9 protein-coding genes are annotated in these 17040 nt (G+C 71.1%); 4 read left to right on the top strand and 5 right to left on the bottom strand.

The genetic code is table 11. The features are described from left to right. Nucleotides 1-103 precede the first annotated feature (103 nt). The 5 genes from O7623_RS02955 to O7623_RS02935 all read right to left on the bottom strand — a co-directional run bounded on the left by O7623_RS02955 (nt 104) and on the right by O7623_RS02935 (nt 11239). A complete protein-coding gene (locus tag O7623_RS02955) occupies nt 104-5566 on the bottom strand; it encodes a carboxyl transferase domain-containing protein (RefSeq protein ID WP_282227035.1) in 5463 nt (1820 codons plus the stop codon). Between the two features lie 118 nt (nt 5567-5684). Next, nucleotides 5685-6410 (bottom strand): hypothetical protein, encoded by a 726-nt coding sequence (locus O7623_RS02950; RefSeq protein WP_282227034.1) that lies wholly within the window; start codon nt 6408-6410, stop codon nt 5685-5687. A gap of 191 nt (nt 6411-6601) precedes the next feature. Further along, the gene (locus O7623_RS02945) at nt 6602-8032 is read right to left on the bottom strand and encodes a rhamnulokinase family protein (protein WP_282227033.1); all 1431 of its coding nucleotides are present in this window, start codon (nt 8030-8032) and stop codon (nt 6602-6604) included. Beyond that, nucleotides 8029-10062, bottom strand: a complete 2034-nt coding sequence (locus O7623_RS02940; RefSeq protein WP_282227032.1) for a bifunctional aldolase/short-chain dehydrogenase — start codon at nt 10060-10062, stop codon at nt 8029-8031. Before O7623_RS02940 ends, O7623_RS02945 begins: the two co-directional genes overlap by 4 nt. Nucleotides 10063-10150: 88 nt before the next feature. Continuing rightward, nucleotides 10151-11239: a LacI family DNA-binding transcriptional regulator gene (locus O7623_RS02935; RefSeq protein ID WP_282227031.1), complete on the bottom strand. Its 1089-nt coding sequence runs from the start codon at nt 11237-11239 to the stop codon at nt 10151-10153. 163 nt (nt 11240-11402) lie between these two features. On the opposite strand from O7623_RS02935, the gene O7623_RS02930 reads away from it, so the two are divergent. From O7623_RS02930 to O7623_RS02915, 4 genes are all read left to right on the top strand, one after another. After that, nucleotides 11403-12710, top strand: a complete 1308-nt coding sequence (locus O7623_RS02930; protein WP_282227030.1) for an extracellular solute-binding protein — start codon at nt 11403-11405, stop codon at nt 12708-12710. Further along, a complete protein-coding gene (locus tag O7623_RS02925) occupies nt 12707-13705 on the top strand; it encodes a sugar ABC transporter permease (protein ID WP_282227029.1) in 999 nt (332 codons plus the stop codon). Before O7623_RS02930 ends, O7623_RS02925 begins: the two co-directional genes overlap by 4 nt. 82 nt (nt 13706-13787) lie before the next feature. Continuing rightward, nucleotides 13788-14585 carry a carbohydrate ABC transporter permease gene (locus O7623_RS02920; RefSeq protein ID WP_282229294.1) on the top strand — a complete coding sequence of 266 codons (798 nt, stop codon included), beginning with the start codon at nt 13788-13790 and terminating at the stop codon, nt 14583-14585. A 72-nt stretch (nt 14586-14657) separates the two neighbouring features. After that, a complete protein-coding gene (locus O7623_RS02915) occupies nt 14658-17000 on the top strand; it encodes a glycoside hydrolase family 3 N-terminal domain-containing protein (RefSeq protein WP_282227028.1) in 2343 nt (780 codons plus the stop codon). Nucleotides 17001-17040 lie beyond the last annotated feature (40 nt).

Here is a 17040-nt window from a genome sequence, read left to right as displayed (position 1 = left end):
GTCGGCGCGGCCGTCCGGTTCCGGCAGCAACGTGGCTGTCGGAACCGGACGGCCGTGGTCGGCCGGCGCGCCGGTCGACCCGCGACCCGGCGGGCCACCGCACTCAGCCCAGGTGGGCCTCGATGGTGGCGATGATGCGCGGACGCAGCTCGGCGGCGCTGATGACGGCGTCCACCGAGCCGACCTCGACGGCGCGGGCGATGTTGTGGATCCGGTCGAACTCCGTGGCCACCTCGCCCAGCTTCTCCGCCCGTACCGACGAACGGAACTCGTCGAGCTCGGCGGTCAGCGCGGCGCGGTCGGTGCCGGACGCGGCGGCCACCCGGGCCTCCAGGTCACGCACCCGGGGGTCGCGGGCCGTTCGGGCGTCCACCTCGCCGGAGAACACGACGGCGGCGGCGGGGGCACCACCGAGGACCGAGGCGAACGAACCTTCCAGCGCGAGCACCGTCATGTTGGGGTTCAACGCCTTCGAGAAGACCACGAAGGCGCCACCGTGGTACCGCGAGATCACGCAGAACACGATCGGCCCTCGGAAGTTGACGATCGCCCGGCCGATCTCGGCACCGTACTCGAGTTGCAGCTTGCGCATCGACTCGGGCGAGCCGTCGAAGCCGGACAGGTTGGCCAGCACCACCAGTGGTCGGTTGCCACTGGCCGCGTTGATCGCCCGCGCGGCCTTCTTCGACGACTGCGGGAACAGCGTGCCGGCGGTGTAGGTGTCCGGACCGTCGGTGGGCGGGAAACCACGCCGGGGCACCGTACGTGACTCGATGCCGAGCAGACATACCGGTACGCCACCGAGATGGACGTCCTGCACCACGGCGGTGTCGGCGTCGGCCATCCCCGCCCAGCGTTCCAGCACCGGGTGGTCCTGGTCGGCCAGTGCCCGCATCACGGTCCGGATGTCGAACGGCTTCTTGCGATCGGGGTTGGCGGCGGCGGAGAAGATCTCGCCGACTGTGGTGAAGTCACTGCCGGCCACCGTGTGCGGGAAGGTGGAGATGTCCCGGTCGACGGGGTCGGTGGTGGCCGCGCGCCGGGGTCGCGACTCCCCCGGCACGACGTACGTGTGGTCGTAATGGGCCAGCAGCACGTCCCGCGCGGCGGTCAGGTTAGGCGCCCAGTACTGTGCCTGCCCGTTCGGGCCCATCACCCGGTCGTAGCCGCCGATGCCGAAGTTGTCCTCGGCGGAGACGCCACCAGAGAAGTCCAGCGACTGCTTGCCGGTGAGCACCATCGCCGAGTCCGGCGTCATCACCAGGATGCCCTTGGTGTGCATGAGCATCGTCGCCTCGGCGTTCCAGTACGGCTGGGCTCCGACGTTGATACCCGCGACCACGATGTTGATCTCGCCGCCGGCCTGGGTGAACTCGACGATCCGCTTGAGCGCGGCGGCGACCCAGTCCATGTTCTCGGTGCCCGACTCCATCGAGATGCGGGCCCCGGCGGACAGCGCGTACCACTCCAGCGGCACCTGCATCCGCTCGGCCAGGTCCAGGGCCGCGATGATCCGACGGCACTCCGGCTCCGACAGGGCACCGAGCGACTTGGTGGGATCACCGAGCAGCACGACCCGGGTGATGCCCTGCGGGTGCCGGGAAGTCACGGTGGTGACCACCCCGGCGACGATCGCCGCGCGGTTGCGCCCCTTCGGCCGGTCGACCGGCACCAGCGTGTGAGCATCGTCGAGGTCGTACTCGACGAAGTCACCGAGACGACCGGTCAGCTCGTACGGGTAGACCGTGTTGCGGCTGCTCGCCCGCAGCACCTTCAACCGGTAGTCGTCCAGCGGCTCGACCGGCTCGACCGGCGGCTCACCGACGGTCAGTTCGGCGCCGCCGCCGGTGGCGTCGAAGGAGATCCGTACCGCGATCTTCACCAGCTCGCCGGTCGCCCGGTCACGCTGGCGCCCGATGAACAGGATCTCCTCCAGCCCCGCCCCGGTGGTCGTCGGGCGTACCCGCCCGGCGATCATCTCCATCTCCTCACGGGTCAGGTCGTTTGGCGGCCAGACGTAGATGACGATCCGGTTGGTGGTGAAGCGGGTCTTCGACGGTCGCCGCGACTGGACCCGGCGGATCGAGTCGAGGCAGGCCGCGACGGTGTCCTCGGTGGTCGGCAGCGAGACCAGACGTCCATCGTGGTCACGCAGCTGGGTCAGGTCACGCACCTGGGCGAACGCGACGAGACGCTCGTCGGAGGAGTTCTCCCGGGCGACGCACCGGAAGAGGTAGACCTCCTCGTCCGACGACGGAAGCCGGGTCAGGTCGAACTTGCGCAGCCGCTCCAGCTGCATCCGCTGGGCGATGTACGGGTGCAGGCCACGGATCAGCCGTTCCTCGACCATGCCCCGGCTCGACGGGCGGAACGTGAAGTGGTGGTGCATGACCGCGCCGGCGCGACCGGCGATGGTGGTGGTCACTCGACGGATCTGGGGCGGCAACGGCTGCGCCGCGACGACATCGAGCAGCGCCGCCGCCATGGCGTCGAAGTCCTCAGGCTGGTTCTCCCAGGCGAGATAGATGTCGGCGTCGATGGATTCCTGCCCGGTGGCCAACTGGGCGAGCCCACTGAGCGCGGCGCCGAGCGTGTCGATGCCCACGGCGGCGGTGACCACACTCGAGTCGGCACGTTCGGCGACCACGAACGTGCACCCGGCGACCTGGTGCGCGTGGATCGCGGCGACGCCCTTGTTGCCGTAGTAGCGCCGGGTCAGCACCTCCAGCATGACCGCGTTGTCGAGGTGGTCCCGGACGATCCGTTGACCGAGCAGCCGGACCAGCGGTTCCGTACTGCGTACCATCTCGGCGATGCGCGCGGCGCGGTCCGGGGCGTCCGGGTGGGCGTCCAGGTGACGCAGGTGCGCGCGGACCTTGGCATAGACGCGGGCCCGGTTGCGCCGCAGCAGGGGCTGAGCGAACCAGGCGAACACCACCCCACGGGCAAGGTCGGCGATGACGGGAAAGCGGACCTGGGTGGCGGCCACCAGCCGCTCCAGCGCGAGACCGGCGGGCTCGTGCAGCAGTTGGCCGGGCGGTGGCTCCCGCAGCCACGCCCGCAGCAGGGTGGCGACGACCCCGGCATCGGCAGCGGCCCGCTGCAGTGCGAGGAAGATCCGGAAGACGGCGGCTTCGAGATCGGCGGAGCGCTCCAGGTCGGTGACACCGTAGTGGCCCAGGGCCTTGGCCAGCTTGGTCTGGAAGGCGTCCGGCAGACCGGCCCGTTCGACGTCGAGGCTCTGCAGGTAGGTGTGGAAGTACTCACGGTCGCTGTGCACGTGGCCGTCGGCACCGTCGCCGTCGGTCGGCCGGTTACGGCTCAACTCGGCGAGGTCGGCGAAGACCTCGATCAGGTCGATCTCGGCGGCCAGCGGCCGTTCACCCTCGTCGGCGGCGACCTGGCGCGCCACGAGGTAGTCCTCGAGCACCCGGCGGTCGTCGTGCGGGTCGACGTCGAAGCCGAGCAGCAGACCACGCAGGTCCTCCTGGCCGCGCCGGGCACGCTCCTGCGCCGGGGTCGCCTCGGGCGCGACGGGCATGTCCAGTTCGACGGGGGCGGCGGCCGGGCCGGCCGCCGTGGCGTCGTCGTCGGCCACCGGTTCCAGGCGCAGCAGCGGCGCGCCGGCCTCGACCTGGTTGCCTACCGAGACGGCCAGTTCCTTCAGTACGGCCTTGAACGGCGCCCGCAGGACCGTCTCCATCTTCATGGCTTCCAGGACCAGCACCGGCGCACCTGGCTCGATCTCGGCACCGACCTGCACCGGGGTGGCGACGACCAGCGCGGGCATCGGTGCGCGCAGGACCCCACCCTCGTCGCGGCTGACCCGGTGGGTGACCCCGTCGACCTCGACCAGGTGAATCGGCCCGTGGGTGCCGGTGGCCAGGCGGTGGCGGCTGCCGTTGACCACGATCTGCCCGGTGTGCCGGTCGAAGCGGTCCAGCTCGACGTCGGCGCTGTGCACGGCGTCGCCGGCTTCGATACCGACGCGGAACCGGTACGCGCCGGTGCGGGCCACCCGCACCCGGTAGCCGACGCCCCGTAGTTTGAGGTCGACCGGTCGACCGCTGGCGTGCTGCACCTGGGGGCGGCCGCCGGACGCGGTGGACAGCAGGCGCTGCCGTTCGACCCGTTCGTCGGCCTCGTAGCCCTCGATCGCAGCGGCGGCGAGCGCGACGGCGACGTGCCGGTGCGAGACGAGCCGGCCCGCGCCGCGGACCCGGTCGATCCAGCCGGTGTCGGCGCTGGCGTCGATCACCTCGGGCTGGTCGAGCAGGTCGAGCACGAAGCTCTTGTTCGTCGCACCACCTTCGATGATCACGGTGGTGTTCGCCATCGCGCGACGCAGCCGGCCGAGTGCCTCGTCGCGGTCCCGTCCGTACGCGATGATCTTGGCGATCATGGAGTCGAAGGCTGCGGGGATGGTGTCGCCCTCACTGACCCCGGTGTCGACCCGGATACCCGGCCCGGAGGGCAGGTCCAGCCGGGCTATCCGGCCGGGTGACGGCGCGAAGTCGCGGTCGGGGTCCTCGGCGTTGAGCCGGGCCTCGACGGCGTGCCCGCGCTCGGGCGGCGGCTCACCTTCGAGACGTCCGCCAGACGCCACGTGCAGCTGCGCCTTGACCAGGTCGAACCCGGTGGTCGCCTCGGTGATCGGGTGCTCGACCTGCAGCCGGGTGTTGACCTCGAGGAACGCGAACATGCGGTCACCCGGGTGGTAGAGGAACTCCACGGTCGCCGCACCCCGGTAACCGACCGCGACGGCCAGCCGTTCGGCCGACGCCTTGAGGTCGGCGGCCTGCGCCGGGTCGAGCACCGGCGACGCCGACTCCTCGATGACCTTCTGGTTGCGCCGCTGTACCGAGCAGTCGCGGACCCCGAGCGCCCAGGCGGTGCCCTGGCCGTCGGCGATCACCTGGACCTCCACGTGTCGGGCACCGGTGACCAGTCGTTCCAGGAACACGACACCGCTGCCGAACGCCCGGGCCGCCTCCTGGCTGGTGCGTTCGAAGGCGTCGGCGAGTTCGGCCTCGTTGGTGACCACCCGGATGCCGCGACCGCCGCCGCCGGCGGTCGCCTTCAGCATCAACGGGTAGCCGATGTCACTCGCCGCCGTCAGCGCGGCCTCCAGGGTCTCGACCGCACCCCGGCTCCACGGCGCGACCGGCACGCCGACCTCCTCGGCGATCAGCTTCGCACCGATCTTGTCGCCGAGCTGGCGCATGGCGTGGGCGCTCGGCCCGATGAAGGTGACACCGGTCTTCTCGCACAGCTCTGCGAACGCCGGGGACTCGGCGACGAACCCCCAGCCGACCCACGCGGCGTCGGCCCCGGTCGCCACGAGGGCGCGCTCCAGGACCGTCAGATCGAGGTACGGACGGGCGGACGCCGGCCCGAGATCATAGGCGATGTCCGCTTCGCGGACGAAGGTCGCGGTACGGTCGACATCGGTGTACAGAGCGACTGTCTCGATTCTCGCCCCGGTCTCGGCGGCCAACTCCCGGACAGCGTGGATGAGTCGCATCGCGGCTTCTCCACGGTTGACGATGGCAATACGGCTGAACACCCGATCGACCCTCCGGTAGGCCTACGATCCACGCGTCGCGGATGCGACTCCCGACAGGACCACCATCGCGCCTGCCGGCCGGAAACACCATAGGGGCAAGCGCGATGTCCTGGCCACGTCACTCTCCCTCGGGTGCGCCGTCGGCGGTCAACGCGCCCTGCCCGGGCGCCGACGGCAGGAAGATGTGCACGTGGCCGTTGCCGGCGTCGACGTTGAGTACGTCGAGCTGGGTGGCCGCGCTCGACCAGGTGGCGACGGCGATGTCGCGCTGGCGGCCGGCGAGCTCCAGCAGGGTCCCCCGGGTGTCCGGTGGCCCGGCCAGCGCGGCCGCGTAGGTGTCGACGGCGGCGTCGAGGGCGCGCACCGAGGCGGCCAGGCCGGAGCGGGCGATGTTGACCCCGGTGCCGCCGGACGGCGGGTTGGCGAACACCGCGACCGTGTCGCCGGTGACCACCTGCCATGCTTCCACATCGGACCGAGTAGCGGTCGGACCTGGCGGTGCCCCCGGGGGCACCGCCTCGGCCAGCCCGTCGAGCACCGGAACGAGACTCCCCTGGATCTGCCGGGCCAACGAGGTCAGCTCGACGATCTGCGCCGCGTTGCGTTCGGCCTCCTGCGCCCTCAGCACCGCGACCGGATCGTCGGTCGGCGGCCCGCTGTCGGCGGTCACGGCGGCGATCGGTCCGGCCAGCAGGGCGCCGAGCGCGAACGCGATCACCACGGGAGCGATGCGCCGGGCCGGCACGGCGAGTTGGCGGGACGTCGATGCCGTGACCGGTCGGGACTTCGATGCGCCGGCGGTGCGGGACGCGGCGGGGCGCCGGGGTCGGGTCCGGTTGCTCATCGCGCGGCACCTCCCGGCAGGTGACCGTCGGCACGGTCGCGGCGGTCGCGGGATCGGCGGATTGCTGGCACGAAGGGGCTCCTTGCTGGCGGTGACGGCGCGCACCCGGCTCGCCGAGGACCGGAACGCAGCCGCAGGGGGTCGACACCGGCACCGGCCCGCCGAGGCCGACACCACGATCGCCGGTCAGTCTATCGAATCAGCCGACTCGGTACAGATCCGTCCCGGGGCCGGTACCGCGTGATCCGCTGGGTGTCGCGGACCAGCCGGCGCAACGCGGCCAGGTCGCCGGCGACCGCCCCGGCGGCGCGGGCCTGGACCAGCAGGTTGCCGATCGCGGTGGCCTCCACCGGGCCGGCCAGCACCGGTAGCCCGCAGGCGTCGGCGGTGAGCTGGCACAACAGCGCGTTGCGCGCACCACCGCCGACGATGTGTACGACGTCCACACGCCGGCCGGACAGCTCCTGCGCCTGGTGGACCGCGCGGCGGTGCGCCAGCGCCAGACTGTCCAGGACGCAGCGGACGACAGCAGCCGGTGACCGCGGCACCGGCTGCTCGGACCGACGGCACGCCTCGGCGACCCGCGCCGGCATGTCCCCTGGTGGCAGGAACACCGGATCGTCGATGTCGACCACGCTACGGAAGGCGGGCTCGGCGGCGGCTGCGGCGAGCAGCGCGGGCAGCTCGGGGTTGTCCCAGCCGCGCAGGCACTCCTGCAGCGGCCACAGGCCCGTCACGTTGCGCAGATAGCGGATGGTGCCGTCGACACCGCCCTCGTTGCTGAACTTCGCCCGGCGGCTGGCCTCGGTCAGCACCGGCTGGTCCAGCTCGACCCCCACGAGCGACCAGGTGCCGCAGGAGATGTAGGCGTAGTTTTCGCTGGTGGCGGGCACCGCGACGACTGCGGACGCCGTGTCGTGGGAGCCGACCGCCACCACGTGCGGCGCACCGGGCAGGTCCAGCTCCGCCAGGGTGGGACCGATCCGGGCGCCGGGCCGCCACAGCGGCGGGAACAGGCGTGCCGGAATGCCGGCCTCGGCCATCAGCTCGACCGCCCAGGTGCCGGTACGCAGGTCGTACAGCTGGGTGGTCGAGGCGTTGGTGGCCTCGACGCCGACCCGCCCGGTCAGCCAGTAGGTGATCAGGTCCGGGATCATCAGCAGTCGGTGGGCGGCGGCGAGCTGTGGTGCGTCGGCGGCCGCCACGAGCTGGCAGAGGGTGTTGAAGGGCTGCTGGGCCAGCCCGGTGGTGGTGTAGAGGCGACGGGCCCCGAGCCGGCGGGCCAGCCGCTGCGGTACGCCGTCGGTGCGCCCGTCTCGGTAGTGCACCGGATTGCCGAGCAACGCGCCGTCTGCGTCGAGCAGAGCGTAGTCCACCGCCCAGGAGTCGACGCCGATGCTGGTGACCGGGCCGGCGGCCCGCAGCCCGACCAGCACGTCACGGAACAGCGCCAGGATGTCCCAGTGCAGGGTTCCCGCGACGCGTACCGGCTCGTTGGCGAACCGGTGCGCCACGGTCAGCCGCAGCTGGTCAGGGCCGATCTCGCCGCGCAGCACCCGGCCGCTGGAGGCACCCAGGTCGGCGGCGGCGACGCTGACCGGACGCGTCGCGCGCGGGGTCATCGCAGGAAGGCGGCGGTGACGCCGGCGTCGACCGGCACGAGCAGGCCGGTGGTGTGCGACAAGTCACCAGCGGTGAGCGCGACGACGGCGTTGGCCACGTGCTCCGGCCCGACCTCCCGTTTGAGCAGGGTGCGCTGGGCGTAGAACTCGCCGAGCCGCTCCAGCGGTACGCCGTACACCGCCGCCCGGTCGGCACCCCAGCCGCCGGCGAAGATCCCGGAACCGCGCACGACGCCGTCGGGGTTGACGCCGTTGACCCGGATGCCGTGCGCGCCGAGTTCCGCCGCGAGCAGCCGGACCTGATGGGCCTGGTCGGCTTTTGCCGCGCCGTAGGCGATGTTGTTCGGGCCGGCGAAGACCGCGTTCTTGCTGGCGATGTAGACGATGTCGCCGCCCATCCGCTGGGCGACGAGCACCCGGGCGGTCTCCCTGGACACCAGGAAGGAGCCCTTGGCCATCACGTCGTGCTGGACGTCCCAGTCCTCGGCGGTGGTCTCCATCAGCGGCTTCGACAGTGACAGTCCGGCGTTGTTGACCACCAGGTCGATGCCGCCGAAGGCCAGTACGGTGGCCCGCACCGCATCGTCGACCTGCGCCTCGTCGGTGACGTCCAGCGGTACGGCGACAGCGACGTCCGGGCCGCCGCCGATCTCGTCCGCCACCGCCTGCGCGGCGGCGGCGTCGCGGTCGGTGACCGCGACGCAGGCACCCTCGGCGGCGAGCCGATGGGCGATCGCCCGGCCGATGCCCGACCCGCCACCGGTGACCAGCGCGACCCGGGTCGCCAGCGGCCGGGGTTTCGGCCTGCGCCGCAGCTTGGCCTCCTCCAGCGCCCAGTACTCGATGCCGAACTTCTCCGCCTCGTCGATCGGCGCGTACGTCGACACCGCCTCGGCGCCGCGCATCACGGCGATGGCGTTGACGTAGAACTCGCCGGCGACGCGGGCGGTCTGCTTGTCCGCGCCGAAGCTGAACATGCCCACGCCCGGTACCAGGACGACGGCCGGGTCGGCGCCGCGCATCGCGGGGCTGTCCGGGCCGGCGTACCGCTCGTAGTAGGCCTGGTAGTCCGCCCGGTAGTCGGCGTGCAGCTGCGCCAAACGCTCCGTCGTCTCCGCCAGCCCGGCCGTCGGTGCCAGGTCGAGCACCATCGGCCGGATCTTCGTCCGCAGGAAGTGGTCCGGGCAGGAGGTGCCCAGGGCCGCGAGGTGCGGCATCCGTTCCCGGCCGACGAAGTCCAGCACCACGTCGTCGTCGAGGTAGTGACCCACCTGCCGCCGGTCGGTGCTGGCGAGCCGACGCAGGACGGGAAAGAGCGCGGCGGCCCGGGTCCGACGCTGCTCCAGCGGCAGCGGCGGGTGGAGCAGGGCACCGAACGGTTCGGGCCGGCCGTGCCGGGCGAGGTATCTGGCCGCGGTGGAGATGATCTCCCGCGAGCGCGCCTCGCATTCGTCGCTGGTGTCGCCCCAGGCGGTGATGCCGTGTCCACCGAGGATGACGCCGATCGCCTGCGGCTGGGTCCGCCGTACCGTGGCGATGTCGAGACCGAGTTGGAAGCCCGGCCGCCGCCACGGCACCCAGACGACCCGGCCGCCGAAGATCGTCTCGGTCAGCGCCGGTCCGTCGGCGGCGGTGGCGATCGCGATCGCCGCGTCCGGATGCAGGTGGTCGACGTGAGCCGCGTCGACCAGGCCGTGCATCGCGGTGTCGATCGACGGCGCCGCGCCGCCCGGCCCGTGCAGACAGTACGTCAACGCGGCGACCATCTCGTCCTCCCGGTCGACTCCCGGGTAGACGTCCATCAGGGACCGCAGCCGGTCGAGGCGCAGCACGGACAGTCCCTGCTCGGTGAGGGTCCCGAGGTCGCCGCCGGAGCCCTTGACCCAGAGCAGGTCGGTCGGCTCGCCGGTCACCGGATCGGTCTGGGCGCCTTTGGCCGACGTGTTGCCGCCGGCGTAGTTGGTGACGGACGGGTCGGCACCGAGCCGGTTGCTGCGGGCCAGCAGGTCCCGCACCAGGGGATCGGTCATCAGATTCCTTCCGCGGATGCTCCAGCCAACGGCGATCTGTGAAACGTTTCATTGACCCCGCGAGGCTACGAGTGCGGCGTCGGCGCGGTCAAGAGGCGGGCACCGCCGGCGCGGGCACCGCCGGGGCCGGCACCGCCGGCGCGGACACCGCAGGGGCCGGCACCGCCGGCGCGGCCGGGGAGCCCTCGCTGACCGGCGGACGGTAGGGGCGGCACGAGGCGCGCACCACGAGCTCGGTGGGCAGCCGGATGTGGGTGTCGCGCTCCACCCCGGCGATCAGGTCCACCAGCAGCCGCAACGCTTCGGCGCCCATCCGCTGCAGCGGCTGCATGATCGTGGTCAGCGGCGGATTGACCAGCGCGGACTCCGGGATGTTGTCGAACCCGATGACCGACAGGTCGTCGGGGACGCTCAGCCCCATCTCGCGGGCGACGTTCAGCGTGGAGATCGCGGACAGGTCGTTACCGGCGAAGATCGCCGTCGGCGGATCCGGCAGCGCGAGCAGTTCGGCGACGGTGCCGGCGGCACTCTCGATCCGGAAGCCACCGACCCGTACGAGGGCGTCGTCCACCGGCACGCCCGCGTCGGCCATGGCCTGACGGAAGCCCGCCTCCCGCAACCGCGCCGACTCCAGATCGGTCCGGCCACTGATGTGCCCGATCCGACGGTGCCCGAGAGCGAGCAGGTAGTTGGTCGCGAGGATGGCACCGGCGAAGTTGTCCGAGTCGACGGTGGGCAGGCCGGAGGGGCCCGTGTGCGGGTCGACCGCCACGACGTGGAAGCCCTGCTTCGTCTCCACCACGGTCGGGGTGACGACCACGGCACCGTCGATGAGGGTGCCGGAGAGCCGGGCCAACGAGCGACGCTCCCAGCCGATGGCCGCGCCGTCGCCGTCGCCGCCGGAGTACGCCAGCAGCTGGTAGCCGGTACCGGCTACCTCCTTGGAGGCCCCCTTGAGCAGCTCGGTGGAGAACGGTTCGAACTCGGCGACCAGGATGCCCAGCACGTTCGTCCGGTGGCTGCGCAGGCTCTGGGCGCCCAGGCTCGCCTCGTAGCCGAGTTGATGGATGACCCGCCGCACCCGCTCCACGGTCGCCTGCGCGACGCCGTACCGGCCGTTGACGACCTTCGACACGGTCGCCACCGAGACGCCGGCCGCCTGGGCTACGTCCGACATCTTCACACGCTGCGGGAACTCCACGTCGACGATGATAGGGGGCCGGCGGCGGCCCGTCACCGCCGAGTCGAAAACGTTATCGATACCGATTGACACCGCGTTACATGGCTGTAAAACTCCCCGTCAGGCCAAGCACCCGACTGACCAGTCGAGGAGACCCCCAATGGCGATATCGCGCCGCGCAGGCGCCGTCCTAGCGCTCTTTCTGACCAGCACCCTTCTAGCCACCGGCTGCAGCAGCGGCGACGACAGCAGCGAGGCTGCCGGTGAACTGTACGAGAACCCGGTGACCCTGACCTGGTGGCACAACGCCTCGCAGGACGGCCCCGGCAAGGACTACTGGGAGAAGGTCGCCAAGGACTTCTCCGCGCTGCACCCCACGGTCACGATCGAGATCGAGGGGATCGAGACCAATCAGCTCCAGCGCACCCGGCTGCCCGCCGCGCTGCTGAGCAACGACCCGCCGGACATCTTCCAGGCCTGGGGCGGCGGTGAGCTGCAGGAGCAGGCGGAAGCCGACTACCTGAAGGACATCACCGACCAGGTCCAGGACGAGGTCGAACGGATCGGCTCGTCGGTGGAGATCTGGCAGGCCGACGGCCGGCAGTACGGTCTGCCGTACCGGATGGGCATCGAAGGCATCTGGTACAACAAGGACCTGTTCGCCCAGGCCGGTATCACCACTCCCCCGACCACGTTCGACGAGCTCAACGACGCGGTCACCAAGCTGAAGGCGATCAACGTCGTCCCGATCGCCCTCGGTGCCGGCGACAAGTGGCCCGCCGCGCACTGGTGGTACAACTTCGCCCTGCGTGCCTGCTCCGTGGACACCCTGCGGACGGCCTCCACCGAGCTGAACTTCGACGACCCGTGCTTCGTCAAGGCCGGCGAGGACCTGCAGGCGTTCATCGAGACCGAGCCGTTCCAGCCCAACTTCATCGCCACGCCGGGCCAGAACGACCCGACCAGCGCCAACGGGCTGCTCGCCAACGGTCAGGCAGCCATGGAGCTGATGGGTGACTGGAACCGGGGCACGCTGGACACCGTCGCCTCCGACCCGGAGGCGCTCGCCGAGTTCATCGGCTGGTTCCCCGTACCGGCCATCTCCGGCTCTGCCGGTGACCCGACCGCGGCGCTCGGCGGCGGCGACGGGTTCGCCTGTGCCAAGAACGCTCCGGCGGAGTGCGTCGAGTTCCTGAAGTACATCGTCAGCCCCGAGGTGCAGCAGGGTTACGCCGAGACCGGCACCGGTCTTCCGGTGGCCCCGGAGGCGGCCGAGTCCGTCACCGACCCGGCGCTGCAGTCGATCCTGGCGGCGACCACCGACGCGTCCTACGTCCAGCTCTGGCTGGACACGGCCTTCGGCAGCACGGTCGGCAACGCGATGAACGACGCGATCGTCGCGATCTTCGCCGGCAACGGCTCGCCCGAGGACGTCGTCGCGGCAATGAAGTCGGCCGCAAGCAAGTGACCACGATCAGTCAGAACCAGAGCCCCGCCGGCGGCGTCACCACGCCGCCGGCGGGGGTCCGGCCTGCGCAGCGCCGATCCTCCCGCGCGGCCGAGACCCGACGCAAGTGGTACGAGATCATCGGGCTCACCACCCCGGCGGTCGTCGTCTACGTGATGTTCGTGCTGGTCCCGATGGGCTTCGCGTTCTACTACAGCCTCTTCCGTTGGCGGGGAGTCGGCCCCCCGACGGACTTCGTGGGCCTGAACAACTACATCCTCGCCTTCCAGGATCCGATCTTCATCGACGCGTTGCGCAACAACGCGTTCATCGTGGTCGGTTCGCTGATCATCCAGGGTCCCATCGCCCTGGGCATCGCCCTGCTGCTCAACCGGCCGTTCCGCGGCCGACGGATGTTCCGCCTGCTGGTCTTCGTCCCCTACGTGCTCGCCGAGGTCACCGCGGGCATCATGTGGAAACTGCTGCTGACCGACGGGGGTACGGCGGACGCGCTGCTGCGGTCGATCGGGCTGGGCGGTCTGGTGCGGCCATGGCTGGCCGACCTCGACATCGTCATCTGGACCCTGCTGTTCGTCCTCACCTGGAAGTACGTCGGCTTCGCGATCATTCTGCTGCTCGCCGGACTGTCCAACGTGCCGCCGGAGCTGACCGAAGCGGCCGAGATCGACGGTGCCAGCTGGTGGCAGATCCAACGGCACATCACCCTGCCACTGCTCGGGCCGACGATCCGGATCTGGATGTTCCTGTCGATGATCGGCTCGTTGCAGGTCTTCGACGTGATCTGGGTGACCTCGGTGCCCGCCGTGCGATCGCTGGGCGCCTCGGCCACGATGGCGACCTACATGGTGGACAACGGCTTCTTCGCGCGACTGTGGGGCTACGGCAACGCGATCGCCGTGATTCTGTTCGTGATCTCGTTCATCGCCGCGCTGCTGTTCCAGCGGTTCCTCCTCCGCCGGGACATCGAGGGCGCAGTGACCGGAAGGAGGGGCTGACGTGACCGCGACCGCTGTCGCCGCGCCGCCCACCAGGCGCCGCCGGGACGTCCGCCGCCGGGACTCGGCGTGGGGCAGCCCCTTGACCTACGCACTGGCCCTCGTGGTCGTCGGTGCGTCGATCGCACCGGTGATCTATGTGATCATCGGCGGCTTCCGGACCACGCCACAGATCGTCGCCGACCCGGCCGCGCTGCCCGACCCCTGGGTGACCGACAACTACGTACGGGTGCTGTCCCAGAGCGGCTTCTGGCAACAGGCGTTCAACAGCGCCGTGGTCGCCTTCGGCACGACCCTCGGGGTCGTGACACTTGGGCTCTGTGCCGCGTTCGTTCTCGCCCGGTACACGTTCCGTGGGCGGGAGCTGCTCTACACCTTCTTCACCCTCGGCCTGCTCTTTCCCGCCGGGGCGGCGATCCTGCCGCTCTATCTGATGCTGCGGGACATGGCGCTGATCAACTCCTACTTCGCGGTCATTCTGCCGCAGATCGCCTTCGCGCTACCGCTGACGATCGTGATCCTGCGTCCCTTCCTGACCGCCGTACCCAAGGAGTTGGAGGACGCAGCGGCGATCGACGGCACCGGACGGCTCGGCTTCCTCTGGCGCATCATGCTGCCGCTGTCCCGGCCCGCGCTCGTCACGGTCGGGATCCTCGCGTTCGTGACGAGCTGGAACGCGTTCCTCCTGCCGTTGCTCGTCCTCGGTGACGCCGACCTGCACACCCTTCCGCTGGGCGTGCAAAACTTCTCCAGCCAGTACACCTCCGACACCGCCGGAATCCTCGCCTTCACCTCGATGGCGATGTTGCCGGCGCTGGTCTTCTTCACGATCGCCGAGAAGCAGATCGTCGGTGGCCTGCAGGGTGCCGTCAAGGGCTGAGGCACCCGCAACCGCACAACGAACGGTGCGCGTGGCGAACCGTGGCCCGCGCACGACAAGGAAAGGCAGCCAATGACTGAGGTCCGCGCGACGGTGGACGGGGTGGCACCGGGACCGGCCGGGTCGTACCTCGACCTGCCGCAGGCACGCGACCGGCGGGCGGCTCCGGACGGCGAGACCCGCGTCCGCGAGCTGCTCGGCCGGATGACGCTCGACGAGAAGCTCGCCCAGCTGGTGGGCTTCTGGGAGAAGGAGGACGGCGAGTCGGTCGCGCCGCTGCAGGGTGAGTTCGCCGACGCCGTCCGCCTGGAGGACTTCTCCCGGCACGGCCTGGGGCACCTCACCCGGGCGTACGGCACCCGGCCCGTCGACCCGGCGGCACGCGCGGCCTGGTTGTGGAAGTTCCAGTCCGATCTGGTCACCGGGACCCGGCTGGGCATTCCGGCGATCGTCCACGAGGAATGCCTGACCGGCCTGTCGGCCTGGAAGGCGGCCACCTTCCCGACCCCGCTGGCGTGGGGAGCGGCCTTCGACCCCGAACTCGTCGCGGAGATGGCCTCGGCGATCGGTGCGTCGATGCGGGCCCTCGGCGTGCACCAGGGCCTCGCCCCGGTGCTCGATGTGATCCGCGACCCGCGATGGGGGCGGGTCGAGGAGTGCATCGCCGAGGACCCGTACCTGGTCGGCACGATCGGCACCGCGTACGTGCGCGGCCTGCAGTCGCAGGGGGTACACGCCACGCTGAAGCACTTCGTCGGATACTCCGCCTCCCGTGCCGGCCGTAACTTCGCGCCGGTGCACGCAGGCCCACGGGAGGTCGCCGACGTCCTGCTGCCGCCGTTCGAGATGGCCGTACTCGACGGCGACGCCCGCTCGGTCATGCACTCCTACGCCGAGATCGACGGGGTGCCCGTCGCCGCCGACCCGACCCTGCTCACCGGACTGCTCCGGGACCAGTGGGGCTTCGACGGCGTGATCGTCGCCGACTACTTCGGAGTCGCCTTCCTCAACCTCCTGCACCACGTCGCGGGCGACCACACCGAGGCGGCGGTCCAGGCGCTGACCGCCGGGGTCGACGTCGAACTGCCCACCGGCGACGCCTACCTGCGGCTGCCCGAGGCGATACGGGCGGGCAAGGTCGACGAGGCGCTGCTCGACCAGGCCGTACTGCGGGTCCTGCGGCAGAAGCACGAACTCGGACTGCTCGACGCCACGTTCACCGACGAGCCGCCCCGGGACATCGACCTCGACTCGGCCGAGCACCGGGCGATCGCCCGCCGGCTCGCCGAGCGGTCCATCGTGCTGGTCAGCAACCAGGGCACGCTCCCGCTGGCACCGGGGCGCTCGGTGGCCGTGATCGGACCCAACTCCGACCTGGTCAGCGCCATGTTCGGCTGCTACTCCTTCGTCAACCACGTGCTCCCCCAGCACCCCGGTGTGGACGCCGGCATCGAGGTGCCGACGGTTCTCGACGCGGTCCGGGCGGAGTTCGGTGCCGACCAGGTGAGCTGGGCTCACGGCTGCGGGGTCGACGACGACGACCGGTCCGGCATCGCGCCGGCTGTCGCCACGGCCACAGCCGCCAGCGTCGCCGTACTCGTCGTCGGTGACCGCGCCGGCCTGTTCGGTCGCGGCACCGTCGGCGAAGGTTGCGACACAGACGACCTGGAGCTGCCCGGGGTGCAGCGCGACCTCGTCGAGGCCGTGCTGGCCACCGGGACCCCGGTGGTCCTGGTGCTGCTCACCGGACGGCCGTACGCGATCGGCTGGGCGCTCGACCGCTGCGCCGCCGTGGTGCAGGCGTTCTTCCCCGGCGAGGAGGGCGCCGCCGCGATCGCGGGCGTGCTCTCCGGACGGATCAACCCCTCCGGACGGCTGCCGGTCAGCCTGCCCCGGTCGGCCGGGGCGCAGCCGTACTCCTATCTGCACCCGGCGCTCGGTGAGGGCGACGAGGTGACCAACCTGGCGGTGACCCCGCCGGCGCCGTTCGGCCACGGCCTGTCCTACACCACCTTCGGCTACTCGGAGCTGACCGTGCCGGCGACGGTGCCCAGTGACGGGGAGCTGGTGGTGCGGGTACGGGTGGCCAACACCGGGACGGTCGCCGGCGACGAGGTGGTCCAGCTCTACGGCCGTGACGTGGTCGCCTCGGTGACCCGGCCGGTGGCGCAGTTGCTCGGCTACCGCCGGATCCACCTCGCACCGGGTCAGGCGGTCACTGTCGAGTTGACGGTGCCGACGACCCGGTTGGCCTTCACCGACCGTACGTCGACCCGGGTGGTCGAGCCCGGTGACGTCGAGATCTGGGTGGGCACCAGCGCACACCGGGCGGTGCAGGGACGGACCACGGTGGTCGGTCCGACCGTGCCGGTCACCACCGCGTCGCGCCGGTGGACGACCAGCACGGTGGGCTGACGGCCCGACGGTGAGGTGGGCTTTCACTGAGTGAAAGTAG

The organism is Solwaraspora sp. WMMD791, from assembly GCF_029581195.1.
Taxonomy (GTDB): Bacteria; Actinomycetota; Actinomycetes; order Mycobacteriales; family Micromonosporaceae; genus Micromonospora_E.
This window is presented reverse-complemented; position numbering and strand designations above follow the sequence as displayed.

Bases quoted from the DNA above. Each gene is read 5' to 3' on its own strand.
- O7623_RS02950 (WP_282227034.1), bottom strand. From the start codon at position 6,410: ATGAGCAACCGGACCCGACCCCGGCGCCCCGCCGCGTCCCGCACCGCC.
- O7623_RS02945 (WP_282227033.1), bottom strand. From the start codon at position 8,032: ATGACCCCGCGCGCGACGCGTCCGGTCAGCGTCGCCGCCGCCGACCTG.
- O7623_RS02940 (WP_282227032.1), bottom strand. From the start codon at position 10,062: ATGACCGATCCCCTGGTGCGGGACCTGCTGGCCCGCAGCAACCGGCTC.
- O7623_RS02935 (WP_282227031.1), bottom strand. From the start codon at position 11,239: ATGTCGGACGTAGCCCAGGCGGCCGGCGTCTCGGTGGCGACCGTGTCG.
- O7623_RS02930 (WP_282227030.1), top strand. From the start codon at position 11,403: ATGGCGATATCGCGCCGCGCAGGCGCCGTCCTAGCGCTCTTTCTGACC.
- O7623_RS02915 (WP_282227028.1), top strand. From the start codon at position 14,658: ATGACTGAGGTCCGCGCGACGGTGGACGGGGTGGCACCGGGACCGGCC.